Origin of the sequence: Streptomyces sp. SAI-127 (genome assembly GCF_029894425.1) — a bacterium.
GTDB lineage: Bacteria > Actinomycetota > Actinomycetes > Streptomycetales > Streptomycetaceae > Streptomyces.
The window spans coordinates 9,807,094-9,833,906 of sequence record NZ_JARXYJ010000001.1 but is presented as its reverse complement, the minus strand read 5'-3'; the positions used below and the strand labels follow the sequence as shown (position 1 = coordinate 9,833,906).

The 26,813-nt window shown below is 72.1% G+C and carries 24 protein-coding genes; 11 read left to right on the top strand and 13 right to left on the bottom strand.

Annotated elements, in window-relative coordinates; translation table 11 throughout:
* Positions 1-68: 68 nt before the first annotated feature.
* A complete protein-coding gene (locus M2157_RS45060; RefSeq protein ID WP_280855346.1) occupies positions 69-1,028 on the bottom strand; it encodes an AraC family transcriptional regulator in 960 nt (319 codons plus the stop codon).
* 211 nt (positions 1,029-1,239) lie between these two features.
* On the opposite strand from M2157_RS45060, the gene M2157_RS45055 reads away from it, so the two are divergent.
* A complete protein-coding gene (locus M2157_RS45055; protein ID WP_280868085.1) occupies positions 1,240-1,611 on the top strand; it encodes an ANTAR domain-containing protein in 372 nt (123 codons plus the stop codon).
* Positions 1,612-1,820: 209 nt separating this feature from the next.
* The gene (locus M2157_RS45050) at positions 1,821-2,990 is read left to right on the top strand and encodes an alanine--tRNA ligase-related protein (protein ID WP_280868084.1); all 1,170 of its coding nucleotides are present in this window, start codon (positions 1,821-1,823) and stop codon (positions 2,988-2,990) included.
* Between the two features lie 3 nt (positions 2,991-2,993).
* Here the strand turns inward: M2157_RS45050 and M2157_RS45045 are convergent, their stop codons facing one another.
* Both M2157_RS45045 and M2157_RS45040 read right to left on the bottom strand, forming a co-directional pair.
* Positions 2,994-5,342, bottom strand: coding sequence for an ABC transporter permease (locus M2157_RS45045; protein ID WP_280868083.1), 2,349 nt, complete (start codon positions 5,340-5,342; stop codon positions 2,994-2,996).
* Positions 5,339-6,031 (bottom strand): ABC transporter ATP-binding protein, encoded by a 693-nt coding sequence (locus M2157_RS45040; RefSeq protein WP_280855352.1) that lies wholly within the window; start codon positions 6,029-6,031, stop codon positions 5,339-5,341. The genes M2157_RS45045 and M2157_RS45040 overlap by 4 nt, the downstream gene beginning before the upstream one ends.
* A 218-nt stretch (positions 6,032-6,249) precedes the next feature.
* Between M2157_RS45040 and M2157_RS45035 the strand changes: the two genes are divergently transcribed.
* Positions 6,250-7,548, top strand: coding sequence for a histidine kinase (locus M2157_RS45035; protein WP_280868082.1), 1,299 nt, complete (start codon positions 6,250-6,252; stop codon positions 7,546-7,548).
* A gap of 54 nt (positions 7,549-7,602) precedes the next feature.
* Positions 7,603-8,319, top strand: coding sequence for a response regulator transcription factor (locus M2157_RS45030; RefSeq protein ID WP_280868081.1), 717 nt, complete (start codon positions 7,603-7,605; stop codon positions 8,317-8,319).
* On the opposite strand, the gene M2157_RS45025 is transcribed toward M2157_RS45030, so the two are convergent.
* Positions 8,316-8,768 (bottom strand): NAD(P)H-dependent oxidoreductase, encoded by a 453-nt coding sequence (locus M2157_RS45025; RefSeq protein WP_280855356.1) that lies wholly within the window; start codon positions 8,766-8,768, stop codon positions 8,316-8,318. The genes M2157_RS45030 and M2157_RS45025 overlap by 4 nt on opposite strands.
* A 98-nt stretch (positions 8,769-8,866) precedes the next feature.
* Here M2157_RS45025 and M2157_RS45020 point away from each other — a divergent pair, with 98 nt between their 5' ends.
* Complete coding sequence (locus tag M2157_RS45020) at positions 8,867-9,499, top strand: class I SAM-dependent methyltransferase (protein ID WP_280868080.1); 633 nt, start codon at positions 8,867-8,869, stop codon at positions 9,497-9,499.
* A 41-nt stretch (positions 9,500-9,540) separates the two neighbouring features.
* Here M2157_RS45020 and M2157_RS45015 read toward each other — a convergent pair whose 3' ends face one another.
* Together M2157_RS45015 and M2157_RS45010 are read right to left on the bottom strand one after the other, a co-directional pair.
* The gene (locus tag M2157_RS45015) at positions 9,541-12,534 is read right to left on the bottom strand and encodes a glycosyl hydrolase (protein ID WP_280868079.1); all 2,994 of its coding nucleotides are present in this window, start codon (positions 12,532-12,534) and stop codon (positions 9,541-9,543) included.
* A gap of 74 nt (positions 12,535-12,608) precedes the next feature.
* Positions 12,609-14,588 carry an AfsR/SARP family transcriptional regulator gene (locus tag M2157_RS45010; protein ID WP_280868078.1) on the bottom strand — a complete coding sequence of 660 codons (1,980 nt, stop codon included), beginning with the start codon at positions 14,586-14,588 and terminating at the stop codon, positions 12,609-12,611.
* Between the two features lie 122 nt (positions 14,589-14,710).
* On the opposite strand from M2157_RS45010, the gene M2157_RS45005 reads away from it, so the two are divergent.
* A complete protein-coding gene (locus M2157_RS45005; protein WP_280855360.1) occupies positions 14,711-15,595 on the top strand; it encodes an alpha/beta hydrolase in 885 nt (294 codons plus the stop codon).
* A gap of 64 nt (positions 15,596-15,659) precedes the next feature.
* Positions 15,660-16,754: a serine hydrolase domain-containing protein gene (locus M2157_RS45000; RefSeq protein WP_280855361.1), complete on the top strand. Its 1,095-nt coding sequence runs from the start codon at positions 15,660-15,662 to the stop codon at positions 16,752-16,754.
* Here M2157_RS45000 and M2157_RS44995 read toward each other — a convergent pair.
* Positions 16,732-17,313, bottom strand: coding sequence for a histidine phosphatase family protein (locus tag M2157_RS44995; protein WP_280855362.1), 582 nt, complete (start codon positions 17,311-17,313; stop codon positions 16,732-16,734). The genes M2157_RS45000 and M2157_RS44995 overlap by 23 nt on opposite strands.
* Before the next feature lie 252 nt (positions 17,314-17,565).
* Between M2157_RS44995 and M2157_RS44990 the strand changes: the two genes are divergently transcribed.
* Together M2157_RS44990 and M2157_RS44985 are read left to right on the top strand one after the other, a co-directional pair.
* Positions 17,566-17,784: a CbtB-domain containing protein gene (locus tag M2157_RS44990; protein WP_037712826.1), complete on the top strand. Its 219-nt coding sequence runs from the start codon at positions 17,566-17,568 to the stop codon at positions 17,782-17,784.
* Between the two features lie 16 nt (positions 17,785-17,800).
* Positions 17,801-18,544 carry a CbtA family protein gene (locus M2157_RS44985; RefSeq protein ID WP_280855363.1) on the top strand — a complete coding sequence of 248 codons (744 nt, stop codon included), beginning with the start codon at positions 17,801-17,803 and terminating at the stop codon, positions 18,542-18,544.
* Positions 18,545-18,580: 36 nt separating this feature from the next.
* On the opposite strand, the gene M2157_RS44980 is transcribed toward M2157_RS44985, so the two are convergent.
* From M2157_RS44980 to M2157_RS44965, 4 genes are all read right to left on the bottom strand, one after another.
* A complete protein-coding gene (locus M2157_RS44980; RefSeq protein WP_280855364.1) occupies positions 18,581-19,027 on the bottom strand; it encodes a hypothetical protein in 447 nt (148 codons plus the stop codon).
* Positions 19,028-19,163: 136 nt separating this feature from the next.
* Entirely contained in the window at positions 19,164-19,400 is a 237-nt protein-coding gene (locus M2157_RS44975; protein ID WP_059209764.1) for a hypothetical protein, read from the bottom strand.
* A 252-nt stretch (positions 19,401-19,652) separates the two neighbouring features.
* Positions 19,653-21,185, bottom strand: coding sequence for a helix-turn-helix domain-containing protein (locus M2157_RS44970; RefSeq protein ID WP_280855365.1), 1,533 nt, complete (start codon positions 21,183-21,185; stop codon positions 19,653-19,655).
* 233 nt (positions 21,186-21,418) lie between these two features.
* Positions 21,419-22,339 (bottom strand): MerR family transcriptional regulator, encoded by a 921-nt coding sequence (locus M2157_RS44965; RefSeq protein WP_280855366.1) that lies wholly within the window; start codon positions 22,337-22,339, stop codon positions 21,419-21,421.
* Between the two features lie 154 nt (positions 22,340-22,493).
* Between M2157_RS44965 and M2157_RS44960 the strand changes: the two genes are divergently transcribed.
* Positions 22,494-23,114, top strand: coding sequence for an L-threonylcarbamoyladenylate synthase (locus tag M2157_RS44960; protein ID WP_037712834.1), 621 nt, complete (start codon positions 22,494-22,496; stop codon positions 23,112-23,114).
* 122 nt (positions 23,115-23,236) lie between these two features.
* Positions 23,237-23,992, top strand: coding sequence for a dienelactone hydrolase family protein (locus tag M2157_RS44955; RefSeq protein WP_280855367.1), 756 nt, complete (start codon positions 23,237-23,239; stop codon positions 23,990-23,992).
* A gap of 25 nt (positions 23,993-24,017) precedes the next feature.
* On the opposite strand, the gene M2157_RS44950 is transcribed toward M2157_RS44955, so the two are convergent.
* Both M2157_RS44950 and M2157_RS44945 read right to left on the bottom strand, forming a co-directional pair.
* On the bottom strand, positions 24,018-24,464 hold the full coding sequence (locus M2157_RS44950) for a hypothetical protein (RefSeq protein WP_280855368.1): 447 nt from the start codon (positions 24,462-24,464) through the stop codon (positions 24,018-24,020).
* A 171-nt stretch (positions 24,465-24,635) separates the two neighbouring features.
* Positions 24,636-26,675: a prolyl oligopeptidase family serine peptidase gene (locus M2157_RS44945; protein ID WP_280855369.1), complete on the bottom strand. Its 2,040-nt coding sequence runs from the start codon at positions 26,673-26,675 to the stop codon at positions 24,636-24,638.
* Positions 26,676-26,813 lie beyond the last annotated feature (138 nt).

Genomic DNA, 26,813 nt, shown 5'->3' with positions numbered 1-26,813 from the left:
CCTCTCGGCGGTTGCTCACAAGAACGCAGGGCCCCGTGGGCGCTTTGTCACCAGCCGCAGACAGGACGTCAGCCGTCGTGCAGGGTACGGCGCGGTGAGCGGTCGTAGGAGTGCCGGTAGAGGGTGGCGAAACGGCCCGGGTGGTAGAAGCCCCAGCGGGCGGCGATGTCGGTGACGGTGGCTCCGTCCTCGGGGTCGGCGGCCGTCAGCTCGTCATGCGCGTGGGACAGGCGGGCCTGCCGGACGTACGCGAGCGGGGTGCTGTCCAGGTGCCGGCGGAAGGCGTACTGCAGCGCGCGGACGCTGACGTGGGCCGCTTCCGCGATCTGGGCGACGGTGAGGGGCCGGTCGGCGTGGTCGTCGATGTAGGCGAGGGCGCGGCGCAGGGCGGCGGGGTGGGCGTCCTGGCGCTCGGAGCCGGTGGGGTCGGTGGCGGCCGTGTGGGGGAACGTGGCCAGGACGGTCGCCGCAAGGTGCTGGGCGGCGGTGGAGGCGACGAGGGGCTGGTCGGCGACCGCGGGATCCGACAGCACGTGGTCCTGCACATAGCGGATGGTCGACCGCAGCCGGTCGCCGGCGGCGGGGGTGTGCGGCCGGTGTCCGGTCAGCCGGACCGGTTCCGGGTGCCGTCCGCCCGTGACCCCCGCGACCTGGGTGAGCAGCTCCGGGTCCAGCATCGTGATGTTGTAGCGGGCCGCCTGGATACGGCCCGCGTAGGACAGTTCCGGAGGGGCGAAGGACACCACGTCGCCGGGGCCGAAAGAGTCCGAGACACCTTGGTAGACGTGGTCCTCGATGGTGCCCTCGTGGACCACGCACAGGCAGATCCGGCCCAGCGGGGTGACGGCGTAGCTCATGTCGAAGTCCAGGTCGAGTTCGTCGACGCTCACCGAGTCGATGGCGGTGCGGTGGATCCGGGCACGGCTGCTGTCCGACGTACCGCTGCCGATCCGCATCTTCGCGTAGGCATGACTGAGGAAGTCCTCAGTACGGTCCAGGTCGTCGCTGTCGAACGTCAGCGTCTCCATCGCAGCCAGGTCCTCCCGCTCTCTGCTCGGCTCGTCTTTCGCACATACCCGCGAATGCCGCGATGCTTCGCGACCGCGTTTCGTTTTCTGTCCTGCCTGGTCACAAGGTGTGCGTCCGGTGGCTCGTCACGGACGGACCCTTGCGTCCAGGCTGGACGGGCGGCGGCCGCGGGAGTCGCCGTGCACCAGAGGGAGAGGGCGACAGGACTGCATGACGCAACACGAAGAGCTGGTTGTGAAGATCGAAGAACTCCAGGAGGAAATCGCCCAGCTCCGGCAGGCCCTTGTCTCTCACGCCGTCGTCGACCAGGCGATCGGTGTCGTCCTCGCCCTCAGCGGTCTCCGTCCCGACCAGGGGTGGGAGGTCCTCAAGACGGTGTCCCAGCGCACCAACACCAAGCTGCGGGACGTCGCCCAGCACGTCGTGCGCTGGCCCGACCTCGGCAGCCTGCCGGCGGAGATCCGCCCGGCACTGCGCATCGCGCTGGCCGAGGCGCACGCGGCGCACGGAGGCCGGTCGCTGATACGGCAGGAACAGCGGTGCAAGGGCTACGGCAGGGCCCCCTCCGGGAAATCCGAGTGACGGGCCGGGACACCTGTGCGTACCGTTGACCGCATGGAGATCAGCAGCCGTACCCACACCGCAGCCGCGCGAGCGACCAGCTCGCCGGCTGCCGACGCCTGACCTCCCCCACTCCCCGGCGGCCGGAAACGGATCGCCGGTGCAGGACCTCTGGTCGCCGTCTGTTCCCGCGGTCGTTTCCGGTCCCACGAGACCGAAGGACCACTGCCATGGACACGGACCGGACCGTACGCGTCTTCACCGACTTCTACCGCGAGCGCGGACACCACCTGATCACGGGCAGCACACTGCTGCCACCGCCCGGGGACCCGGTGCTGTTCACCACCTCGGGCATGCACCCGCTCACCCCCTATCTGGAGGGCCGCCCCCACCCCCGGGGTGGCCGCCTCGTCAATGTGCAGCGCTGTCTGCGCACCACCGATCTCGACGAGATCGGCGACTCCACCCATCTGACGGTGTTCGAGATGCTCGGCTCGTGGTCGCTGGGCGACTACGGCCACTCCCAGAGCCTGCGCTGGGGCTACGAGCTGCTCCGTGACGGTTTCGGCATCCCCCGGGAGAGGCTCCACGTCACGGTCTTCGGCGGTGACGAGCAGGTGGGCCCCGATCTCGAATCGCTGCGCACCTGGCAGGAGTCGGGAGTTCCCGTGGAACTCACCCGGGAGGACAACTGGTGGTCCAACGGGCCCGTCGGCCCGTGCGGCCCCGACTCGGAGATCTTCGTGTGGACCGGCGTCACCCCGCCTCAGGGCACCCCCACCACGGACCCGCGGTGGGTGGAGATCTGGAACCACGTCGTCATGCGGTACCGCCGCCTCGAGGACGGCTCTCTCCAGCCCCTCGATCGTCCGAGCGTCGACACCGGCATGGGGCTGGAGCGCCTGGTCACCATCCTGCAGGGCCATGACTCGGTCTACGACACCGACCTGTTCGAGCCATGGATGCGGCTGCTGCCTCCCCTGTGGGAACTCGACGAGCCGTCGCTGCGTCTGGTCAGCGACCATCTGCGCTCCGGTGTCGTCGTGATCGGCGACGGGGTACGGCCGTCCAACACCGGCCGCGGTTACGTCCTGCGGCGCGTGGTCCGCCGCCTGCTCACCACCCTGCGGCGCGAGGACCCGTCCCGCACCCTCTCCGACCTGCCGGTGGAGCTCCTCCAGCACACGCTGGACCACTTCCGTACGAGCTGCGGGACAGGGCTGGTCCGTGACGTGCTGCTGGAGGAGGAACGCCGGTTCGACAGGCTGCTGGAGCGCGGCCTGCGTCTGCTGTCCGGGCCGCGGTACCGGGGGCCGCTGAGCAAGGAGGACTACGAGTACCTCCACGACACCCACGGCCTGCCCCGCGACCTGGTTCTCGGCCTGCGCCGAGAGGGGTGAGAGCTACTCCGTGCGCAGGGCCGTCGCCGTGCGGGACTTCGCCGCCCAGCCCGCCGGGAGCATCGCGCCCAGCAGGGCGATGACGAGACCGGCCAGGCCCAGCAGGAGCAGTTGCGGGGTGTCGTAGACATCGAGGACGGACCTGGGCAGGCCGGTGCCGGCCGCGTGTCCCATCACCGGGAGCACGAATCCGTGCAGGGCGTATCCGGCGGGGACGCCGACCAGACCGCCGAGCACGCCGATGCCGGCCACCGAGGCGAGGACGAGGCTCACGGTCTGCCGGGGTGACATGCCGAGCGCCTTGCACACGCCCAGGTCGTGGACGCGCTCCCGGGTGTCCAGAACGACGGAGTTGAGGACGCCGAGGCCTGCGACGGACACGAGCATCAGGGTGAGGAGCGCGGCCATCGTGTTCAGGATGAGCACGAAGTTGTCCTGCTCGGACGGCGTGTTGGCCCGGGCGTCGGCGCCGAGGGGCTCGATCCGCGCGGCGAGCTTCTCGGCGTACGCGACGGCGGAGACGCCCGGTTTCACGTCGACGAGGAACACCTGGGGCCTGGTCGCGGGGAAGTCCGCGGAGTTCACCTGGATCTCCAGCACGTCGTCCGAGCTGCCGAAGGCCTCGCCGACTATCCGCAGGACGGCCGTCTCCTTCCCGACGGTCACGCGTACGGTGTCGCCGATCTCGGTACCGGTGGTCTCCAGGAACTGGCCGGGCACGACGACCTGGCCCGCGCCGTCGAGCCAGTGCCCGGAGACCATGGCGTAGCCGCCCCTACTGGAGTCGCCCTGGTAGAGGGTCGCCCGGACGGCTCCGGAGACCCCGGCCACGGTGGCGTCCTGCTGGCCCATGCCGTAGTACGAGGCGGTGCCCGACTGTGCCTTGATGGCGGCGCTGACCTGTGCCGGGTCGGCCGGCTCGGGCTCCGTGGTGCCGGGTGCGGGGACGTGCTCGCCGCCCGCGACGCTCGGCCCGCCGGTGAAGACGGTGACCGCGGAACGGTTCTCGGGGTCCTGTATCGAACTGACCTCGTTCAGCGAGGAGGTGAGGCCGACGGCGAAGGTCGCCGCGATCGTGCCGAACGCCACGGCGAGCAGCATCGCGAGCGTGCGGACCGGATGCGCGAAGGGGCTGGCGAGACCGTAGGTCACCGCCCTGGGCAGCGGCAGCCGTCCCGCCGCGCGGTGTGCCCACTGTCCGCGTCCGGTGCGCGGGGCCCGGCCCACGGCGATGGCCTCGACCGTGCGCAGCCTCCCGGCCCGCAGCGCCGGGACGAAGGCGGCGATCCCGACGACCAGCAGCGCGCCGGCGGGGACCACGACATCCACCCACCAGGCCACGGACAGGGTGGCCGTGCCGTACGCCTGCTCGGTGTCGTCGAGGAGCGGTACGGCCAGGAGGTTGCCGAGGACGACTCCGAGCGCGATACCCGCGGCTGCCGGGATGATCGCCTGGGCCACATAGGCGCGGACGACTTCGCGCGGGGTGAAGCCGATGGCCTTGAGGATGCCGATCCTGCGCAGGCTGGTGCCGACCGCGCCGCTGATGACGCTGCCGACGATGATCACCGACATGACGATGCCGAGGACCCCGAAGGCGACGAGGAACGGGATGGTCGGGGCGGCGCCCTGGTCGGCGGCGCGCTTGGTGTCGAGGTAGGACTGGGTGCCGAGGAGCGCACCGGCCGGGACGGCGGCGAGGAGCTTCTTGCGGTCGGCGGCGATGTCGCCCTTCGAGCCCGCCGAGTCGAAGCGGTAGAGCATCTGGCTGGTGACGGGGTGTTCCTTGGAGGCAAGGGCCCTGACCTGCGAGGGAGTTGCCCACAGGTCGGCGGTCTTGCTGGCCGAGGTGGCGAAGCCGACGACCGTGAGAGTCGTGTCGGAGGCCGTCAGGGTGTCGCCCAGCCTGAAGGCGGGACCCTCGTAGGAGGAGCTCAGTACGATCTCGCCCGGTTTCCTCGCCCACCGGCCGGTCGTGAGGTCCAGGTCGTCCACGTCTGCGTGCGGACCGGTGCGTCCGACCAGCGTCATGGCCGGGGGCCGGCGGCCGGACGAGTCCGCCGCCTCGACGACCGTGGAGGGGTACGGCCCCGCGCTCGCGGTGACGGTGTCCAGCTGTCCGGTGGCCGCGAGTTGTCCGGCGGTCGCCTTGGCCGGGTCGAACTCGGTGGTGAGGTGGGCGCCCCGCTGCTCGGCGAAAGCATGGTCGAAGGGCGCGTTCGAGACGACCATGAGGGAACCCGCGACCACGGCGGCCGCCACGGCCATCATCGTGGCGATGGCGATGACGACGGTCTGCACACGGCGCCGGCCCACCCCGGAGCGGACGACACGCAGGAGTGGTCCGGTCATCGCACGGCCTCCGCGCGGGAGTCGAGGGCGACATGGCCGTCGACGAGGTGGACGGTGCGGCTCGCGCAGGCCTCGGCCAGGGCCGGGTCGTGGGTGACGAGCACGATGGTCTGGCCGCCGCGGTGCAGGTCGACCAGCAGGTCCCGGACGTCCTGGCCCGAGGCGCTGTCGAGGGCGCCGGTCGGTTCGTCGGCGAGCAGCAGTGCGGGCCGGTTCACCAACGACCGGGCGACGGCGACGCGTTGGCGTTCGCCGCCGGAGAGGCGGCCCGGGTAGGCGCGGGCGTGCTTCTGGATGCCCAGGACCTCCATGAGCTCCTTCGCCCGGGCCTCCGTCTTGCGCCGTGAGCTTCCGGTGAGCTGGGCGGGAAGCTGGATGTTGTCCAGGACGGTGAGGTCGTCGAGGAGGTTGAAGAACTGGAAGACCATGCCGATCCGTTCACGGCGGAACCGGGCCAGGGCGTGCTCGCCGAGCCGGTCGACCTGCTGCCCGGCGACGGTCACGGTGCCCTCGGTCGGCTTGTCGAGGCCCGCGACGAGGTTCAGCAGCGTGGACTTGCCGCTGCCGGAGGGGCCGGTCACGGCGAGGGCCTCACCCTGGGCGACGGAGAGGTCGAGCGGTCCGAGCGCGGGTGCGCCGGCGTTGTCGTAGCGCTTGGCCACGCCCTTCAGTTCGATCACTGCGGTCATGGGAGGTGCCCGTCCTGTCGGTCGTCGGGTCGTGTCCTTGTCGGCGTGGCGAAGGTATGGAACGAAGGGTCTCGGGCGCGTCGGCCGGAGCACCGAGATGCGGCCCTCCGTGCGGAGGACGCACGGGCGGGGTCATCCCTGCGGAGTACGCCCGGCGGAGGGGACGCTGGTCATGCGGACGGACGCGGCACGGGCCCGGGGACCACGACAATGTCCGTATGGAGACGGAGTACCTGCGGGGATGGCGTCGGCAGGTGCGTGTCGCACTGCGGCCGGAGGTGAAGGGCGCTGAGCTGTCACGGCGGTCGGTGTGCTTCGACGTGCTGCTGGCCGTGCTGCTGACGGTGGTCGCGCTGGTGGTGGCGTCGCGTTATCCCGGTGACGGGCCGGTGCAGGTGTCGAAGATGGAGTACGGGGCGCCGGTTCCGCCCCGGCCTCCCGTTCTTCCGGGCGGGCGGATCGAGCCGCCGGTCTCCTCACCGCCCTGGGGACTGATCGTGCTGTCCGCACTGCCGCTGGCGGCACGGCGGCGGTTTCCGCTGACCGTGTTCGCCGTGGTGCTCTGCGCGGGGCTGGCCATCGGCGACGACGCCTCCTGGATCAACGTTCTTACCTGCGTCATCGGCACCTACAGCGCGGTGATGCACAGCCGGCACCGGGCGGGAGCCATGGCCGGCCTCGTCGCCGCCGCCGTCCTCGCCGGCGTGGCCTTCCGGTCGACGCAGCCGGTACTGCCCGGCTGGTCGAGTCCCGGGGTGGTGCTGCTGGTGGCGGGGGTGGTGGCCAGCGTGGTCCGGGTCGGGCGGCGGCGCCTCGCGGCCAGCCGGGACCGGTTCGCCGCGCTGGAGCGGGCGCACGAGGAGACGACACGCAGGGCCGTGGAGGAGGAACGGGCCCGGATCGCCGCCGAGTTGCACGACGTCGTGACCCACAATGTGAGCGTGATGGTCATTCAGGCGGGCGCCGCGCGCAAGGTCATGGACGCGGCCCCGGAGCGGTCCAAGGAGGCACTGCTCGCGGTCGAGGCCGGGGGCCGGGCCGCGATGGCCGAACTCCGGCATGTGATGGGCCTGTTGGCCGCGCCGGACACCGGCCGCCCGGACTCCCCCGCCGACGGCCTCGAACCGCAGCCGGGCCTCGGGCAGTTGGACTCGCTGATCGACCGTGTGCGGGCCGCCGGGACACCGGTCGGCGTCGCGGTTTCGCTGCCCCCGGAACCGCTGCCACCCGGTGTGGACCTCACGGCGTACCGAGTGGTCCAGGAGGCGCTGACCAACACCATCAAGCACGCGCCCGGCGCCGAGGCCGTCGTCACCGTCGGCTGGTCGGGTGACCGGTTGGAGATCGAGGTCATGGACACCGGCGGAGTCCGCGACGGGGTGCCCGTGGACGGGAACGGCCGCGGGCTGATCGGTCTGCGGGAGCGCCTCGCGGTCTACGGTGGCGCACTGACGGCCGGCCCGACTCTCGCCGGGGGCTTCCGGATCAGAGCTGAGGTGCCGTGGCGGACGGTGTGAGCGACGACAGTTCGGGGTGGCTTCGGCGAACGGCAGGGGCAGGGAGTGGCTGCGTTGGCTGACGGTGTGAACGGCGACAGGCTGCGGGCCGTCATCGCCGACGACCAGGCCCTCGTACGGACCGGGTTCGGGATGATCCTGACCGCGGACGGCATCGAGGTGACGGCGGAGGCGGCGGACGGGGCGGAGGCGGTTGCCGCGGTCCGGCGTACCCGCCCCGACGTCGTCCTCATGGACATCCGGATGCCGGGCATGGACGGCATCGAGGCCACCCGGCGGATCCTCGCCGACGACACCGCGGGCGAGATCCGGGTGATCATCCTGACCACGTACGACCTCGACCACTACGTCTACGCCGCGCTCACCGCAGGGGCCAGTGGCTTCCTCCTCAAGGACGTCACACCCGAGCATCTGGTGGCCGCGATACGGCTGGTGCGGTCCGGCGACGCCCTGCTGGCGCCCACGATCACCCGCCGCCTGATCGAGCGCTTCGCCCGGCGCGAGGAGGCCGCCCCATCGGCCGACCTGCACCGGGACCTGTCCGGGCTGACGCCGCGTGAGCTGGAGGTGCTGCGGCTGCTGGCGACGGGGCTCAGCAACGCCGAACTCGCGGAGCGGCTGTTCCTCAGTCCGACGACGGTGAAGACACACATCGGCCGGATCCTTTCGAAGCTGGACCTGCGCGACCGTGTCCAGGCGGTGGTCCTCGCCTACGAGAGCGGCCTGATCACACCGGGCGGCACCACGGAAGGCGCCCTCCGCGACACCTAGGTCATCAGTCCTGCCGCGACCGTCGCCCCCAGCTCCCAGCACGCCTCGATGTCGGCCTTGGCCGGTTCACCGGTGACGGTCACCGGTTCGGCCGCACTGCGCCAGCCGAGACCCGTCGTGATCGACTCGATGCCGCGCAGGGCTCCGGTGACGTCGTTGCCCCCGTGCACGTAGACGCCGAACGGGCGGCCGCGCGTCTCGTCGAGGCAGGGGTAGTAGACCTGGTCGAAGAAGTGCTTGAGGGCTCCGGACATGTACCCGAGGTTGGCCGGGGTGCCGAGCAGGTAGCCGTCCGCCTCCAGCACGTCCGAGGCCGTGGCGGACAGGGCCGCGCGGCGTACGACACGGACGCCCTCGATCTCCGGCGCCGTCGCACCGGAGACGACGGCTTCGAACATCGCCTGGCAGTTGGGCGAGGGCGTGTGATGCACGATCAGCAGGGTGGCCACGGTCGAACCCTGCCCGCCTCGGCTTTCGTCCGCAAGCCGTGCCGGCGTCGGGCACTGCCGGGCTACGATGCCCGGACACCGCGAGGGGGGAGCAGGTCGTGGCAGACAAAGGGCAGCGGGCAGCAGCGGTCTTCGACGCGCTGGGGCTGACGTACGAGAAGGCGTTCGCGCGTTCCGAGGCTCACCTGGCGTCCCTGGAGTGGCTGCTCGGGAGGCTCGGCCCCGGGAGCCGGGTCCTGGACGTCGGCAGCGGAACCGGCCGTCCCACGGCGTCGACGCTGGTGGCCGCGGGTCACGAGGTGCTGGGAGTGGACGTCTCTCCCGTCATGGTCGACCTGGCCGGCCGGCAGGTGCCGCAGGCCGAGTTCCGCCACGCGGACATCCGTGAACTGCCGCTGGAGAAGGAGTCGTTCGACGCGGTGTGCGTGTACTTCTCGCTGCTGCAGATGTCCCGGGCGGAGCAGTCGGAGGTGCTGGGGCGGCTGGCGCGGGCCCTGCGGCCGGGCGGGAGCCTGGTGCTCGCCACCGTTCCCGTGGATGTGGAGGACCTGGCGGTCGAGTTCATGGGCCAGCCTGTCCGGGCCACGAGTTTCGCCGCGGAGGACGTGGTGGCCGTGGTGCGTGACGCGGGTCTGGCCGTGGAGCACGAGCAGGCCGTGGAGTTCACCCCGGACCATCCCGAAAGCACCACGGAACCGCAGCTGTTCCTGTACTGCGGGCTTCCCGCGTAACGAGAGCGCGCCCGGCACGGGACGGGCGCGCTCTTCGTCGGTCAGCGCACGACCGCCTGCACATACGGCACGAGTCTCACCGGGCCCACCAGACCGTGGTCCTGGCGGGCGACCCCGCCGAACACCGTGGGCTGCGCGACCCTGAGCCGGTTGATGAGCGGGGTCGCCACCTCGATCTCGATCGTGTTCTCGCCGCGCCGCAGGAAGGGGCCGAGGTCGACGACGGGGTGGAGCCGGTCGGCCGCGGGCAGGCGCCTGCCGTTGACGCTCACCCGGAAGGTGTCGCTGACCTGCCCCAGCTCCAACTCGGCGCCGTGGGAAGGCGTCCAGTCGGCCGGCAGGGTGACCGTGGTGCGGTACCGACCGATGCCCGCGGAGTCGGCCAGTTCGGGGATCTGCGACCAGGGCCGCAGCGTCTCGAGGGTGACGCCGCGCCGGACGTGTTCGGTCCGGGTGGCGTCCGAGCCCGGGTACCAGTCCTCGACCTCCAGTTCCCAGCGGTCCGGTGTGATCGGCGCGGGCACTGCGGGGGTCCTGGTGGTGGCGGTTCGGCCCCGGGACAGGCGGGTGGTCCAGGTACCGGCGGTGCGGGCACGCAGGGTCAGCCCTCGCTCGGTGAACAGCACCGCGTCGGCGTCGGTCGCCTCGGCGTGCGCGCTGTTGCCATGGAGGTCGCCGAACAGCCCCGGCCGTCCCAGGGCGACGATCGTCGTCTGCCCCGGCTGGAGCGTGACCCGCAGGGTGATGTCGGCCCCGTCCTCGGTGTAGCGCGCGAGCCGGACCGCCTCCCCCGTCCAGGGATCGAGCAGATACGGCACGGTCCTGCCGCCGTGGGTACGGCGCAGGGTGATGTCGTGGTCGATCGCGGCCACGGGCGGCTTGACCGTCTCGGCGTGCTTGCCGTTGCAGAGGTAGTAGAAGTCCGCGTCGGCGGTGACACGGTGGGCGTTGAGGAGCGTGGACGCGGTGGCGTGCCGTACGTCGGCGCTCACCCCGAGCCCGGCGAGGGCGTCGCCGACCGCGGCCTTGTCGGTGATCCGGACGACGTGGGGCAGCGTGAGCAGCCGGGCGAGGATCTCACGCAGCCGGTCCGTCTCCCCCTGGTCCGGGACCCCGGGAGTCAGTGCCTGGTCGAAGGCTCCGAACAGGACCACGGGAAGTCCCGCCTCGGCCAGGGCGAGGATCTTGCGGGCGTCCTCGACGGCGAGCGTGGGGGTGGAGCCGTAGAAGAAGTCGCCCTCGACGAACAGGGCCTTGTAGGCGGGACCGTCGGGGGCGAGCCGGCCGTCCGAGACGGTCGCGGAGGGCAGGTCGAGGAGGGGTCCGCTGAGGAACTGGTGGGTCCAGCCGAGCGGGACGCCGGTCGCCGTGAACCAGGAGGCGCCGATTCCGGTGGCGGTGTAGCCGGTCTGCCGGAACACGGCGACGTCCGCTCTGGCGGTACCGGTCTGCAGCACCTGGTGGACGCGGCCCAGGTATCCGGAGATGTCCTGGACGTGCCGCCAGGTGGGCTGGCGCGGGCCCCACGACTCGCCGTACCCGGCGGTGCCGTTGTACGGGCTGAAGGCGGCGAATCCCGGCCAGTTCACCCCGGGGGCGGTGGCGTAGGAGAAGCCGTGCACGACGGTCTGGTTGACGCCGGCCGCGTAGGCGCCGCCCATGGTGCGCAGGAAGCGGTCCCAGGTCGTGCTGTACGCGGATCCGTTGTAGGCGCCCGCCTCGCAGGACAGGATCCTTCGCCCGGCCATGTCCCGGCCGCCGGCCAGGCAGCGGTAGTCGTCCAGGTTCTTGAAGCCGAGGGACTCGCCCTCGGGGATGTCGAGGATCGCGGCCGAGGCGATGGCGTCCGTCTGGAGGCCGTAGGGCTGCGAGCGCAGGGTCATGCCGAGGGTGTGCGCCCAGTCCCGCAGGGCCGTCAGGTGGTTGCGGTTGAAGAGGCCGGAGACGGTCTCCCAGAAGTCGTGCCGGATCTGGCGGGTGAACTGGGCCTCGAAGGCGAAGACCTGGTTGCTGTTGTCCAGGACGAGGGCGGGCAGGTACGGCAGCAGCGGCCGTCCGGTGTGCTTCTCGAAGGCCTCGGGCAGCAGGGGTGTCCAGGTCAGGCCGTCGGTCTCCAGCTCCACGGAGTCCTCGAAGAAAGAACCCCCTGCGGCTCGCAACAGGCGCCGCACGGAGGGGGTCAGCAGGTGGTCCTGCCAGTAGGAGGTGACCGCGGTGGTGCCGGCCGGGCTGAAGTGGTCGACGGCGTAGGCGGCCGGGGCGGAGTGCGGGCCGGACTCGGGCTGCTGGCCCGAACCACGCACCCAGTAGGAGATGAGCACCCAGTCCCCGCCCTCGGGCGCGGTCCAGGTCAGCGTGCCGTCGGTGACGGTCGCGGTGAGGTCCTGGACGCTGTCCGGGTCGAGGCCGGTCTCCTTGCGGGTCGAGTGGGCGGGCTCGACCCGGGCGGCCTGTACGGCGAGGAGCTGCTGACGGGTCACCCCCGCGGCCGCGGCGTGGACGGGTGGCGGGACGGGCCCCTGGTAGGTGCTGCCGCCGGTCAACGGGGCGCGGCCGTGGGCGAGTTCCTTGGCGGCGGCGTCGTCGTCGGGCGTGAGCCCGGGGACGGCCACGGGCCAGCTGGGGCCGAGGGTGAGGTCGACGGTGAGTCCCCGTCTCGCCGCGCGGCGCAGCGCGGCCTCGACGCCGTCCCGCCAGGGTCTGCTCCCCCAGCCGTGGTGTGCGGTGTCCAGGACCGACTTGTCCTTGATGCTGTGGTGGACGGCGGCGATCTCCACACCGCCGAAGCCCGCGTCCGCGATCTGGTCGATCTCGCGGGCGATCTCGTCCGGGTCCACGAGACCGTCCGGCCACCACCAGCGGAACCGGGGCCGTACCGAGCGGGCGGGGGCCGCGAACCATTCGGCGGCCGCTCCCGTCCCCGCCACCGCTGACGGGGCCCCCGCCCCGAGCGCCACGGCGGCGCCCGCGGTCAGTCCGGCGGCCAGGACCACGCGTCGGGATATGCCGTCGCGCTGCGGGTTGGCTTCATGCATGTGGACGCCCCAAGGTATTGAATCGTTTCAATCACTGGCAAACGCCGGAACGTTAGCCGCTGCTCCGGCCGAGGTCAAGAGGCGTGCGGTGCGAGCGCCGCGGCCAGCGCGTCCAGGTGGTCCGCGACAGGACCGGCGGTGAGCAAGCCGCTTGCGGCGCCCGCGAGTTCGCCCCTGGCGGGTTCGAGCGCGCGCTGGGCGCGCCGCATCAGCGGACGGTCGTCCACCTGGATCGCCGCGCGGGCGAGGAGGCTCCACAGGGCCTCGTGCAGGAGGTCCCCGGGCGGGGAAGGCACGGAAGCCAACAGGCGTACGGCGTCCTGGTCGCGCCCATCGGCGAGCAGCAACAGGGGGCGCACCCACGGCTCGTAGGGGCCCCAGTCGGTGTGCGGGTCGGCGGTGACGGGAAGGCCGTGGTGCAGCCGCAGGCACAGCAGGGCGAGGGGGAGCAACCCCTGCTCCAGGCCGGGCATTCCGGCGCCCTCCAGGGACTTGGCGGCCGCCCGGTACGCGGACTCGCCGAGCCGCGGAGGCTCTGTCGTCGCGGTGCGCAGGGCGCGGTACCACGTGGTGAAGACGGCGACGAGAGGCAGCTCGTGCCGTTCGGCGAGCGCGTCGGCGGCGGCCGCGTGCCGGTCCGCCGCCGTGAAGTCGGCGGTGGCGCAGTGTGCTTGGAGCCGGATCAGGTGGCCGAGGACCTCGTAGGTGAACAGGCCGTGCCGGCCGGCCACTTCGGTGATCTCCGCGCCGATCTCCGCCCGCCGGGTGGCGAGTCCGGCTCGTTCGAAGGTCTGCATGAACAGGCCGTTGAGGGCGAAGACGAGCAGGTCGGCGTCTTTGAGCCGACGTGCGCTCTCGACGGCCCGGTGGGCCGCCTGAAGGGCGCGTGTCCCCTCGGGGAGGGTGCCGCGGGACTCCACCGCCACGGTGGCCAGGAGCCGTGCCCTTGCCGCCTCGGGTGCGCCCGGTGGCAGGAGGAGCAGGGTGCGTTCCGCCGCACCCACCAGCCGGTCGGCCTGGGCGGGGTCGTCGGAACGGGTCCAGACGGCGGGGACGTCGTAGACGCCGATGACCCGTGCCGTCAGCTCCGGATCGCCCAGCTGCTCCGCCGCCGCCACGGCCGCCGCGCGGTGCCGCCGTGCCGCTTCCAGGCCGCCGCCCCCGGTGACGGCGAGGTCGCGCATCAGCCCCGCGGTCGATTCCAGGCGGGTGCGTGCCCGCGGGGGGACCATGCTCGCGTACGACGCGGAGGCCTGCTCCCAGACCTGTGCGGCCGGGTCCGAGGGGCCCGGGTCCAGGTGGTCGGCGTGCCGCAGGATGTCCTGCTCGGTGCGGCTGAGCCGGGGGCCCGGCTCCACACCGAGGTGCTCACGCAGCAACTGTCGGGCGCGCCGCAGGACGGACAGGGCGTCGGCCTGGCGTCCGGAGCGGTACAGGGCGAGGGCGAGCAGCTGCCAGGCGTCCTCCCGCCAGGGGTGCTCGGCCACGTGGGCGTCGAGGTCCGCTGCCGCGTCGGCCGCGGCGCCGAGGGCGAGCCGGCCCTCGGCCCTGCGTTCGACGGCGGTCAGCCGGAGCTCGGCGAGCCGGGAGCGTTCCGCGCGCGCCCAGCGCTCCTCGGCGAAGTCGGCGTAGGCGGGTCCGCGCCACAGCTCCAGAGCCTCGGTCAGCCGGGGCACCGCCTGCGCGGGAGGCAGGTCCGCCGCGGCGGCGACGGCGTGCTCGAACCGCCGGGCGTCGACGTGGGCGGGGTCGGCGCGCAGCGCGTAGCCGGGGCCTTCGGTGACGAGGAGGCGGGACGGGGTCCGGCGCGGCCGCTCGGGTTCCAGAGCGCGCCGCAGCCCGGCGACGAAGGTCCGGACGGTACCCACGGCATCCGCCGGCGGGTCCCCCTGCCACAGGTCCTCCACCAGGCGGGGAACGGGCACGACCCCACGGCGGGCGATGAGGAGGCGGGCCAGCACCGCACGATGCCTCGGACCCTTCAGGGCGATCGGCTCCCTGGTCTCGTCCCAGGCCGCCACCGACCCCAGGACTCCGAACTCGACCACACGCACGTACCTCAACGTACACGCGTTCATTCGTTGCTCATTCGCCCCCCGGACCCTGGGTTCATCGGCGGTCCGGGGCCCGGACACCGATGCCTTCCACTCGCCGTACGACCGAAGAGAGCCCCGCTGTGAGACCCACCATCGCCGGATTCGAGTACCAGCGCGTGTCCGTCGCCGAGGACGTGTCCCTCCATGTGGCCGTGGGAGGGACCGGCACACCCGTGGTCCTGCTGCACGGCTTCCCGCAGACCCACCTGATGTGGCGCCATGTCGCGGCGGACCTGGCGGCCGACCACACAGTGATCTGCCCCGACCTGCGCGGTTACGGCGACAGCGACAAGCCGCGCGAGGACGGCCCCCACACCTACTCCAAGCGGACCATGGCGAACGACGTCGTCACCCTGGCACGCCGGCTGGGGCATCCCCGGTTCGCGCTGGCCGGGCACGACCGGGGCGCACTGGTCGCCTTCCGGGCGGGCCTCGACCATCCGGACGCGGTCTCCCACCTGGCCTGTCTGGACATCCTTCCGACACTCGACATGTGGGACGCCCTGCACGGCACGTCGGCGGCGGTCGCCTTCCACCTCTACCTCATGGCCCAGCCGCCCGGTCTCGCCGAGCGGATGATCTCCGCGAGCGCGGACGCGTTCTTCGGCCACTTCCTCGACGTGTGGGCGAACCGCCCCGACGCGATCCCGGCTCCGGTCCGTGCGGAGTATCTGCGGGCCTGCCGCGAGGCGGTGCCGTCGATCGTCGCCGACTACCGCGCCTCCGCGGGCATCGACGTCGAGCAGGACGAGGCCGACCGTGCCGCGGAGAACCGGCTGGGCATGCCGGTGACCGTGCTCCAGCAGGACTGGGGAGCCGCACTCGGCTACGAGGCCACCGCCCTGTGGGAGGCCTGGGCCGACGACCTTCGCCATACGACCGTCTCCTGCGGCCACTTCATGGCGGAGGAAGCGCCGGCGGACGTGGCGAAGGCCGTCCGGGAGCTCACTCTTCGAGGAGCGTGACCGTTGCCTCCACATACCCCTCCCCCGTATTGTCCGGGACGGGCGACACGGACGGAGGGACAGCATGGACGTGGAAGGGTTCACCGAGGACGGATACGGCCAAGTGTGCCGCGTCTTACAGGAGTTGGTGGACGAGGGTCTGGAGACCGGGGCGGGTGTCTCCGTCTGGCGTGACGGCCGTGAAGTGGTGCGGCTGAGCGCCGGTTGGGCCGACGCCGGGCGCAGCCGCCCGTGGCGCGACGACACCCTCGTCATGCCGTACTCCCTGTCCAAGTCCTTCGTCACGCTCACGGCGCTGGCGGCCGTACGCGACGGCGCCCTGGCGCTGGACGAGCCGATCGCCGCGCACTGGAAGGCATACGGAGACCACGGCAAGGAGCGGACCACTCTGCGCCAGGTGCTGACCCACCGGGCGGGCCAGCCCCGCTTCCCCGCCGAGGCCGCGGCTCTCGACCCGCTGGACGACGCCGGGCTGCGGCGGAGCCTGGAGCGGGCGGCGCCGGAGTACGTCCCCGGCACATCCCTCGGGGAGCATGCGCTGACCTACGGCCATCTGGTCGACGGGGTCCTGCGGGCCGCCGCAGGGACGACTCTGGGGGAACTCTTCCACGAGGTGGTGCGGCCGGCGCTCGGTCTGGACGCCTGGTTCGGCGTGCCGGACGACTCGTTGGAGCGGGTCGCCGACCTCGAGTACGCCCGGAGCGACTGGCCCGAACAGCTGCACGCCAGGCCGTGGTTGGAGATACCCGACGGCGTCCTGGACACGACCCGGACCAACTCCCGGGCGTGGCGGCAGTCGGTGTTCGGGGCCACCAACCTCCAGACGACGGCGAGTTCGACGGCCAAGTTCTTCTCGCGTCTGACCAGCGAGGACGGACCGGTGCGCGGGCTCCTGGGCCCCGAACTGCACGCCGAGCTCCTCGCCGCCCAGGTCACCGACTTCGACGAGGTCTTCGGGACCCGGCTCACCTGGACGCTGGGCTTCGTCCGCGACAAGGGGAAGATCGCCAAGGGCGGGATCGGCGGGTCCGCGGCCTGGTGGTCGCTGGGGCGCGGGCACGCCTGCGCCTATCTCACCCGCCGGCTGGACGACCATGTCCGGGCCGCGCGGATCGCCGCGGCCCTCGGGGACGACCTCACCGTGGTGGGCGAGGACTGAGCGGCAGCTCGGCCGTCCGCAGATTCCAGCGGCCGTTGCGCCCGGTGAGTTCGACGGTGGACAGCGGGAGGACGTCGATCCTCCAGAACGCCTGGCGCGGTGCCCCGAGCGCGTGCACCACCGCGGCCCGTGCCACGGCCTGTTCGACCACCGCAAGCACGCGTCCCGCGTCGGACGGCAGCGCGTCCAGCCAAGCGGCGACGCGTTCGCAGACCTGCTCCACGCTCTCCCCGCCGTGCGGCGCCGCCTCCGGATCGGTGAGCCAACTGGCCAGTCCTGAGGGATCGGTTGCCGCGATCTCGTCGAGTGTGCGGCCGTACCAGGAACCCATGTCGAGGTCCCGCAGCGCCGGTTGTGCCGTGACGGCCTCCCGTCCAAGGGCCTCGGCCGTCCCGGTGCAGCGCCGAGAAGGTGCCGTGTAGACGGTGCCGGCCCGCGGGAGGGTTCCGGCGGCGGCCTCCGCCCGGCCCAGTGCCCGCTCGTCGAGAGGGTCGTCGGCGAAGCGTACGGCGCGTTCCGTGCGGGCGGCGGCACACAGCAGGGTGAGCCGGACGGTCATGGGGGCCCTTTCGTCGAGTCACCGGGGGCGGTTCATCGTAGGTGGCGTACGCCATGTTGGCCGCAGCCCGTATTACCCCTAGCATCTGGGGCGACAAGGACGACGGCGCCACGGAAGTCCGGTGCAAGCCCGGCACGGTCGCGCCACTGTGTGCCACCCCTCGGCCGACGAGGTGGTGGTGAGTCAGACCCAACGCCGTCGTCGAGTGCTCCACCACGATGCGGGACGCGTTGTTCCCGAGGAGGTCTCGCCATGGCGCAGTCCACTGCCGCCCCCACGCCCACCACCCCTGCGATCACCCCGCTGCCGGTGCGGGCGCTCGTCCCCTGGGCCGTCTTCTTCGGCGTCCTGATGCTCGTCCTGCTGTACTTCGTCGGCGCCGAACAGGGCGCCACCGCACTCGTCTCCGGCGAAGGCGTCCACGAGTGGGTGCACGACGCACGCCACCTGCTCGGCTTCCCCTGCCACTGAGGCGGGGCGGGCCACCATGAACTCCACAGTCGTACGCACCCTGTTGGTGCGCGGCATGCTCGCAGGGCTCGGCGCCGGCGTCCTGGCCTTCGTCTTCGCCTACCTGGTCGGGGAGGGCCCGGTGGACGCGGCCATCGCCTTCGAGGAAGCCGGCTCCCACGAGCACGGCGAGGAACTCGTCAGCCGTTCCGTGCAGTCGACGGCCGGACTCGCCACCGGGGTCCTCGTCTTCGGGGTCGCCATCGGCGGCATCCTGGCGCTGGCGTTCTGCTTCGCGCTGGGCCGGATCGGCCGGTTCGGAGCCCGGGCGACGGCGGGTCTGACCGCGCTCGGCGGCTTCCTCACCGTGTATCTCGTGCCGATCCTCAAGTATCCGGCGAACCCGCCCGCGGTGGGCGACCCGGACAGCATCGACAAGCGCACCGCTCTGTTCGTCCTGATGATCGCGCTGAGCGTGCTCCTCGGGGTCGGCGCGGTCCTGCTGGGCCGCAGACTGGCCCCGGCCTGGGGCAACTGGAACGCCTCGACCGCGGCCGCCGTGGCCTTCGTCGCCGCGGTGGCGGTGGCGATGGTCGCCCTGCCCGCCGGGGACAACACCCCGAAGGGTTTCCCGGCCACCGACCTGTGGGAGTTCCGACTGGCCTCGCTCGGCGTCCAGGCCGTGCTGTGGGCGGGATTCGGGCTGCTCTTCGGCTATCTGGCGGAGCGGGTCCTCGAGCCGGAACCGGCTCGCGGCAAGGTCTCGGCGCTGGTCGTCTGACGGTGTGGGTTCTGCCGGGGGCGCGCCCGGTGGAACCTACGACGTGCCCTTCAGCTGCCGTATGGTCCCGCCGAGCTTGTTCCTGGCCTGTTCCAGGTGTTCCGCCTTGGCGCCGACCACCCAGCGCGGGCCCACGAGGTACGTGCCTCCGTAGACACTGGCCGCGTCGAGCCACGCCTCCTTGTACTTCTCCGCGGGGAACGTGGTGATGCGGTAGTCGGCCTGCCCCGAGTGGCAGAGCCCCTCACGCAGTTCGTCGGCCTCGATACGGATCTCGGCCTTGCAACCGGCCAGACCGGCGATCACCTCGATCCTGGCCGGGGCCACGATGCCGGCCGCGGGGGCGGCGGAGCTCCTCGACGGCCGCGGGGTCTTGGCGGTGTCGTCCTCGCCTCCGCCGCAGGCCGTGACCAGCGCGAGGCTCCCGACGAGGGTGCCCAGCCGTAACACGGTGGTCCGATGGTTGCGTCCTCGTCGCGGCACGAGCCTCTCCGTATCCGGTCGGTGTACGACTGCACCCTGGGGTACGGAAGATCGGTTACGCCTGTTCAAAACGCGATGTCCGCGCACGAGGGAAGGGCCGGACACCCGTCTGTCCGGCCCTTCCGCACCTACCGGGTCAGCCGCCGTTCAGCCGGGCGCGCAGGAGCCCCTTGCCGATCTCGGCGCCCTTGCGGCTGTCCGCCTGGGCCTTGCGGAACAGGTCGGCGACCTCGGTGTCCTTGTCGCGTTCCGCGTCCTGGATGTAGCTCTCCAGACGCAGCGCGTTGCTCAGACACGCCTCGACGTACCAGATGAGGTTGTAGTCCTTGTCCGGCGTGCCGGTCGCGCCGCCGGTCTCCGTGCTGCTGGTCATTCGGGCCTCCTCCAGCGGTAGTCGTTCCGGAGGGGACGAGTACCCGTCGTACGCAGGTCAGTCCCCATCGGCGCCGGAAAACCGAACCGGCGTCGCCGGCATGGGCGAGGACCGGCCGCAGTCGCGCGGAAACACGTCGCAGGGGGCGCGACCGGTCCCCCGTTCCGGTCGTTCCCCCTGCGGTGCGTCGAACTTACGTGACCTGCGCACCCTTGTGTATCGCGTCGATGCCCGCTGTGCGCGGCACAGGGCTCACCCGTGCACAGGTGCGTCCGGATGGCCCGGATTGTCCCGGAGCAGGACGGGGTGTTCGAGTTCGCCGGTCGCCAGATGGGCCAGAACCACCTCGTAGAGGTCGCTGCCGGAGGCGATCAGTCGGCGTTCGAGAACCGGCTCGGCGCTGCGGACGTGTTCGCGCACGGTCTGCGCGTGGACGGCCAGTGCCTGCGCGGCCCGCTCCGCGTTGCCGCCGGCGGCGATCCAGCTGCGCAGGGTGCGGCGCAGGTCGCGGGCGTCGCCGTCCAGTCGTCCCAGCAGCTCCCGCGCCCAGGTCCCCAGCGCGGGTCCGGCCAGCAGGTCGCCGAGCCGAGTGCGGGCCTGCGGGGTGGCGCCGTGATCGCCCTGGCCGTCCGTGAGGCTGACCTGGGTGCTCAGGGCCAGGTGGACGGTCGCACGGACGGTGAGGTCGGTGAAATCGGTCCTCAGCAGGGACTCGACGCGTTCCATACGGGCGCGGACGGTGTTGCGGCTGACGCCGAGGACCTTGGCCGCGCTCACGGCGGTGAACTCCAGCCCGAGCCGGGTGGTGACGAGCAGTTCGGCGCGGGTGTGGTGCGGCAGGGTGTCGAGCGGGCGCAGCAGCGTGGCGGCCCACGCGCGCAGCGCGACCGGGTCCATCAGGCGCTCGGGGTGGTTGCGCTCGGCGTACACGGCCGCCTTGTCCGGCCGTACCCGCGCCACGGCGAGGGCGCTGACGGCCTGCCCGTAGGCGGTGGCGGTCCGGGCGAGGCTCTGCGGGGAACTGCCGCCGAGCAGGGTGCCGGGGTTCCGGTCGACGAGTGAGCGCAGGGCCTCTCCCGCCGCGTCTGCGGTGGTCACGATGATCACGTGCTCGTCCATGGCAGGACAGCGCACCACGAGTGCGCGGTCTCCGGTCACGCCGAGGCACTCCTCCACGAGCCGGTCGCGTTCCGCGGCGTCCCCTTCGAGGACGTAGACGCACGCCGTCTCGGTGTCGAGCAGGCCGGGCCAGAGCCCCGCGGCGACGCGACGGGCGGAGACGGTGTCCTCCACCATGAGCAGCTGGAGGATGGCCAGGCGCAGATCGGACGTGGCCCGCTTCAGGCGCCGCCCGGCCGCGGTCGTCTCGCGGGCGCGCAGCAGAAGTTCCAGGACCTGGACGGTGTGGGCGAGTATGTCGGAGGCGCGCCGGTCGAAGGGTTCCGGGCGGGCCACCGCGAGCACTCCGGCGGGCGCCTGGTCCGGCTGCTCGATCCTGACCAGGCGCAGGTGGATCTCCTCGTCGGCCGAGGCCGCGGAGGCGATGCGTCCGGCGAGGATGTCGGCGACCAGGCCCTCGTCCAGCGGCATGCGTGTTCCGGCGACGAAAGTTCCGGTGTGGTCCTGGAGCGAGGCCGTGCCGTGCAGCGTCTCGGCGAGCCAGGAGACGATCCGGCGGACGTCACGTCCTGTCGGCCGCAGATGGTCGAGGAGTTCCTGCGCCCATGTCGGGGTTCCGGCGTCCGCCGCCCGGCTCCGATCGAGCCCGCCCTCCTGACCTGCCACGTCACCCTTCTCCTCGTCCTCGCGTCCTGCATGGCGTACCGCTCGGGACGTTACCTCACGTGCGGCGGCCGGGAGCTCGGCCCGGCGCGGTCAGGCGTGCTCGGAGGTGCCCGGCGGGCAAGAGCGCGATGAGAGCGGTCCCGGCACCGTGCGGTCATGGACCGGGCAAGGACCGGAGCCACGGCCCGGCACGGACCGGACCGGACTCGGCGAAGGCCGGGGACGCGCCCGTGTCACCGAGCGGTCCGGATACGCAGTGCGGTCATCGACCAGGCGAGGGCCGGGGAGAGGGGGCCCGGCGCGGGCCATGCGTTGATGACGGCGAGCAGTTCGGTGTACCGGTCCCTGCGCGGATCATGGGCGGTCTCCAGGCGGTTCAGCAAGTGGTGGCGAAGGGTGTTGTCGTCGGGGCGGTCCAGGATGCGGGCGCAGTGTGCGCTGAGTGCTGTGACGACGGGATCGGCCTCGGGCGACTCCGGCGCGATCCCCGCGGCGAGGGCTGGTTCCGCGTGTGCCCAGGCCAGTGCCGCGACCTCCGGGCGAGGTGGCGTGGCCGCGACGTCGGAGCAGTGGGCCTCGGCAGTGCGCCGAAGGCCGGCCCGGAAGTCCGGATCGAGGGTGAGTTCGGCCAGCTCGACCCAGGCCTGCAGTTGTTCCTCCGTGGGCCGGTCGGGGAGTTCCGGCGTCATGGAGCGGCGGATCGCCTCGCTACCGGGGGCCTCGAACACGGTGTCGAGGAAGTCGTCGACCAGGCGTCGGCGTTCGATTTCGGAGAGTCGGGCCAGTTCGTGCATGCGATGGGTCTCCTCGGGCGTGGGCCTTCGTCGTGCCACGGCGGTCAGCACCGCCCGCCTCAGCCGCAGGACGGCGATCTGGGCGTCCAGCGCCGCGGCGTGCTGTGCGGCGACCTCGTCCAGGGCCAGTTCGCGGTCGAGGATCCGCCGGATCGCGTCGAGGCCGAGGCCCAGTTCGCGCAGCGTCCGTACGAAGGCGAGCCGGGCGACGGCCTCGGTGCCGTAGCGGCGGTAGCCGGCGGGGGTGCGGTCGGCGGGGGGCACGATGCCGTGGTCGGAGTAGAAACGGATCGTCTTCACCGTCAGCCCGGTCTGCCGGGCCAGTTCACCGATCGAGTAAAGGGTGCCGCCGTCGTCCATGGCCTCATCCTGCGGTCTCCCTCCGGGGGAGACTCAACCCGGCCGCTTCTGCCTGTGCCGAGGCCTTCGGTCGTCCGCGCGCGCATACGGCGGCCGGGGGCGGCACCCATGTGCCTTGCGTCGCCGCCGTCCGGCGACGGCATAAGCTCGGCGGATGGCGAAGTACTTCGACGTGCACCCCGACAACCCGCAGCCCCGCACCATCTCCCAGATCGCTGAGAGCATCCGGTCGGACGCGCTGATCGCGTATCCGACGGACTCCTGCTACGCGCTCGGGTGCCGGCTGGGCAGCCGTGACGGCATCGACCGGATCCGGACCATCCGGCATCTGGACGACCGGCACCACTTCACCCTGGTCTGCCAGGACTTCGCGCAGCTCGGCCAGTTCGTACGGGTCGACAAGGACGTGTTCCGTGCGATCAAGGCGTCCACGCCCGGCAGCTACACCTTCATCCTCCCGGCGACGAAGGAGGTGCCGCGCATGCTCCAGCACCCGAAGAAGAAGACGGTCGGCGTACGCATCCCGGACCACGTCGTCACCCAGGCGCTGCTCACCGAGCTCGGGGAGCCGCTGCTGTCGAGCACCCTGCTCCTGCCCGACGAGGAGGAGCCGATGACCCAGGGCTGGGAGATCAAGGACCGTCTCGATCATGTGCTGGACGCGGTCGTCGACTCCGGGGACTGCGGCACCGAACCGACCACGGTGATCGACTTCTCCGGCGGCGAGGCCGAGATCGTGCGGCACGGTGCGGGTGACACCAGCCGGTTCGAGTAAAGCGGCCCTCAAGTGGGAGGGGGCCGCGACGGCCAGTTGGGTGCTGCGTGCAACCATGTGCCCGGCCCGGTTCGTCGGGCCCGCGACCTGCTCGCCGTCGCATGCGCAGAGAGGCACCCCCCATGACCTCCGTACAGGGAACCGCCGTCGACATCCCCACCGAGGACGGCGTCGCCGACGCCCATCTGGCCCACCCGGGCGACGGCGTGCCCAGGCCGGCCGTCCTGCTCTTCCAGGACGCCTTCGGGCTGCGCCCCCGGCTGAGGTCGATGGCCGACCGGCTCGCCGAGGCCGGCTACACGGTTCTCGTGCCGAACCTGTTCTACCGTCACGGGCGCGCGCCGGTCTTCGAACTGCCCGAGTTCATCGACCCCGGCGCGCGGCCGGAGATCTTCGAGACGATCACGCCGGTGGTGCAGGCGCTCACGCCCGAGCTCGCGATGCGGGACGCCGGGGCGTATCTGCGCTGGCTGGCCGACCGCCCGGAGGTCGCCGACGGCCCGGTCGCCCTCACCGGCTATTGCATGGGCGCACGACTGTCCCTGCTCACCGCCGGTACCTACCCGGACCAGGTGGCCGCGGCAGCCGGTTTCCACGGCGGGCGCCTGGCGACCGAAGCGCCGGACAGCCCACACCTGGTGGCCGAACGCATCACCGCCGAGCTGTACTTCGGCCACGCCGACCAGGACCCGTCGCTGCCTCCCGAGCAGATCGAGCGCCTCGCCGCCGCACTGACCAAGGCCGGGGTCCGCCACCGTTGCGAGGTCTACGCCGGCGCCCCGCACGGTTTCACCCAGTCCGACACCGCCTCGTACCACCGCGAGGGCGACGAGCGGCACTGGGCGGCGCTGCTCGACCTGCTCAAGCGCACGTTCTAGGCAGGGCTGGTTTCGAAAGTGCTGGTCACAGCCATTCGTTGACGGCGGCGGCCAGCACGGTGGCCTCGTAGCGGACGGCGAGCCTGTCGTATCCGGCGGCCACGGCCCGGTGGTGCTCGCGGCGGTCGCTCCCGCATTCGGGCGCCGCGCTCGCGGGCCCGAGCCCCAGCCGTGGGATCCGTAATCGCGCTCGGCGTCGCCGCTCAGTCGCCGTCGAAGCCGCCCGAGTCCACGTCTCCGCTGTCTCCCCAGTCGGGCCCGTCCGGCGGTCCGGCCGTCTCGCGAAGCCGTGTGCTCGCCTTGGCGGAGGGAACGTCCCGGCGATCCCGCCCGCTGTGCAGGCCATCATGAGGGCCGTCCCCGAGAAGAACATGGCTGCCCACGGCGGGCTGTTCACGTCCACGTCGAAGAACATGAACAGGAACGCGCCGGGGCACACACCGAAGATCCACGAACCGCAGACGGTGGCCACCGTCAGACTCTGGTGGAGATCGGAGAAATCGGGGTTGGACGACGGCGTAGCCCGCGAACGAGATGGGGCGTGACCAGTAGTACACCAACCCGCCGAGGGCGCTGAGGAATGTGCCCGCGTTGCCCACCACCACCCACACCGAGAAAGGGGAACGTCTCGACCCACAACGGATCAGCCGTCAACACCCACGCAATGGCGCCGCAGGAAGCGCACTTGCCGGTCCAGCAGCTGCCCCGTGAGCGTCGAGCCGATCGGCTGGTGGCCGGTGCCGGGCAGGAGCAGGAGTTCGTGCGGGAGTCTCGCGGCCCGTAACGCCTCGGACAGGCGGAGTGTGTTGACCGCCGGGACATTGGTGTCGGTCAGGCCGTGGATCAGCAGCAGCGGGCGCGTCAGGCGGGGCGCGTCGAGGAGCAGGTTGCAGGCGTCGTACCGCTGCGGGAACGCGTCGGGGTGCCCGAGGAACCGTTCGCGCCAATGGGCGTTGTAGAGCCGCTGGTCGGCGACGCCCGCACCGGCCACCGCGGCGTGGAAGACGTCGGGGCGGCGCAGCACGGCCAGGGCGGCGAGCGCCCCGCCGAAGGACCAGCCGCGGACGGCGACCCGGCCGAGATCGAGGTCGGGGTGCAGGCGCGCGGCCTCGTGCAGGGCGGTGACCTGGTCGTCGAGGACGGGCCCGAACAGGTCGCCGTACACCTCGCGCTCCCAGTCGGGTCCCCGGCCCGGTGTGCCGCGGCCGTCGGTCGTGAGCACCGCGAATCCCTGCTCGGCGAACCACTGCGACAGCAGGACCCGCCAGTCCAGCTCCGCGGTGACGCGCTGGAGGGCCGCTCCGCCGTACGAGTCGACGAGCACCGGCAGCGGGCCGCTGCCCCGGCGGTACCAGGAGGGGAAGTGGAGTCGGGCGGGCAACGCTCGGGGCCCGAGGACCAGCCGCTGCGCGTGGATGTCGAGGACCGGCCGTTCGGCGTACGACAGCACGGCGACCGCCGGTCCGCCTGCGCGCAGCACCTCGGCCCGCCCGCCGGGCCGCTCGGCGTCACGGGTGATCCGGACCAGGGTGCCGCCGCGGGAGATGCCGGAGTGGACGCCGGGCCCGGAACTCAGCTGTCGGAGGCCGGACTTGGGGCCGTAGCTCCACAGGTGGGTCTCCGCGGGCTCGTCGGAGGCCGTGAACAGGATCTCGTCGCCGTCGGTGCCGAGCACGGCCCGCAGCTGAAGTCCCGTGGGCGTCACGGGAGTTCCGTCCAGCGTGAGGTGTCTCGTGCCCCGCAGGTCCCGGTGGGCGAGGAGAGTTCCGGAGCCCGTACGCGCGGGCAGCCCGGGCACGAGCTGCACCCAGCACGGGTCGTGCTGCTCGTCCAGGACGGTCGTCCGTCCGTCGCCCGGGCCGATACCGAGGAACCGGACGGTGCGCTGGTCACGGGACTGGACGACGGCCCAGGGTCCGTGTGCGTCCCAGCCGGCGCCCACGACGTACTCGAAGGCCGCCCGGTTCCAACTCACCGGCACCGGTGGGCCGTCGAGCGCGGAGAGCCACAGGGTGACGTCCGGGTTGGGGGTTCCGGCCAGGGCGGAGCGGGTCGTCGGCGGTCCGGCCGGCTCGGCCGTCGGCCAGGGTCGGACATTCGTGAAGTCGGTCCGGGCGTACAGCAGTTGGCCGCCGTTCGGGGACCACCAGTGCCCGCGGTTGCCGTCGAGGGATGTGGCTCCCGTGTGCACGGCGGTTCCGAACTCCACGAAGGGGGTGTCCGGTTCGGCCACCGAGCGATCACCGGAGCCGTTCGACTCAGCCACGCGCAGGGCGCCGTGCGACACGTAGGCGATGCGACAGCCGGCCGGATCGGGCCGGGGGTCCGTGACCGGGCCGACCACGGGCAGTCGGCGAGGCTCCCCGTTTCCCACGTCCAGCTTCCAGAGCCCGCCGGCCAGGGCGAAGGCGACGACACCGGTCGCCGCGTCGGTGCCGTACGCCTCGATGCCGGCCGCGCGCGGCGAGCGCCCGTTCGCGAGCAGCCGGACGGGGTCCGCCAGCAGCCTCTCCCTCCCCGAGGCGACGTCCAGTGCCCAGAGACAGGCGGCCGGATCGTCGCCCGTGCGCCCACGAAGGAACAGGACGGTTTCTCCGTCGGCCGAGACGGTGAACCGCTCGGGGACACCTCGGGTGAAGCGGCAGGTGCGGACGAGTTGTTCGGGGAGGGTGGTGGGCGCCATGCGGTGGTTCCTTCCACCACCTCCAGGATTGAAACGCGTGTTCGATAGAACCGCGGCCCGACTACCCCCACCATCACGTTGTGTTACCGTCTAACGTTTGCGCGCTCATGACTTCCTGCCGGGCCTTCCTCGGTACGT

Excerpts from the sequence above, each read along its gene's own strand:
- M2157_RS45060 (WP_280855346.1), bottom strand. The coding sequence starts at position 1,028 with ATGGAGACGCTGACGTTCGACAGCGACGACCTGGACCGTACTGAGGAC.
- M2157_RS45055 (WP_280868085.1), top strand. The coding sequence starts at position 1,240 with ATGACGCAACACGAAGAGCTGGTTGTGAAGATCGAAGAACTCCAGGAG.
- M2157_RS45050 (WP_280868084.1), top strand. The coding sequence starts at position 1,821 with ATGGACACGGACCGGACCGTACGCGTCTTCACCGACTTCTACCGCGAG.
- M2157_RS45045 (WP_280868083.1), bottom strand. The coding sequence starts at position 5,342 with ATGACCGGACCACTCCTGCGTGTCGTCCGCTCCGGGGTGGGCCGGCGC.
- M2157_RS45040 (WP_280855352.1), bottom strand. The coding sequence starts at position 6,031 with ATGACCGCAGTGATCGAACTGAAGGGCGTGGCCAAGCGCTACGACAAC.
- M2157_RS45035 (WP_280868082.1), top strand. The coding sequence starts at position 6,250 with ATGGAGACGGAGTACCTGCGGGGATGGCGTCGGCAGGTGCGTGTCGCA.
- M2157_RS45015 (WP_280868079.1), bottom strand. The coding sequence starts at position 12,534 with ATGCATGAAGCCAACCCGCAGCGCGACGGCATATCCCGACGCGTGGTC.
- M2157_RS45000 (WP_280855361.1), top strand. The coding sequence starts at position 15,660 with ATGGACGTGGAAGGGTTCACCGAGGACGGATACGGCCAAGTGTGCCGC.
- M2157_RS44995 (WP_280855362.1), bottom strand. The coding sequence starts at position 17,313 with ATGACCGTCCGGCTCACCCTGCTGTGTGCCGCCGCCCGCACGGAACGC.
- M2157_RS44990 (WP_037712826.1), top strand. The coding sequence starts at position 17,566 with ATGGCGCAGTCCACTGCCGCCCCCACGCCCACCACCCCTGCGATCACC.
- M2157_RS44985 (WP_280855363.1), top strand. The coding sequence starts at position 17,801 with ATGAACTCCACAGTCGTACGCACCCTGTTGGTGCGCGGCATGCTCGCA.
- M2157_RS44975 (WP_059209764.1), bottom strand. The coding sequence starts at position 19,400 with ATGACCAGCAGCACGGAGACCGGCGGCGCGACCGGCACGCCGGACAAG.
- M2157_RS44965 (WP_280855366.1), bottom strand. The coding sequence starts at position 22,339 with ATGGACGACGGCGGCACCCTTTACTCGATCGGTGAACTGGCCCGGCAG.
- M2157_RS44960 (WP_037712834.1), top strand. The coding sequence starts at position 22,494 with ATGGCGAAGTACTTCGACGTGCACCCCGACAACCCGCAGCCCCGCACC.
- M2157_RS44955 (WP_280855367.1), top strand. The coding sequence starts at position 23,237 with ATGACCTCCGTACAGGGAACCGCCGTCGACATCCCCACCGAGGACGGC.
- M2157_RS44945 (WP_280855369.1), bottom strand. The coding sequence starts at position 26,675 with ATGGCGCCCACCACCCTCCCCGAACAACTCGTCCGCACCTGCCGCTTC.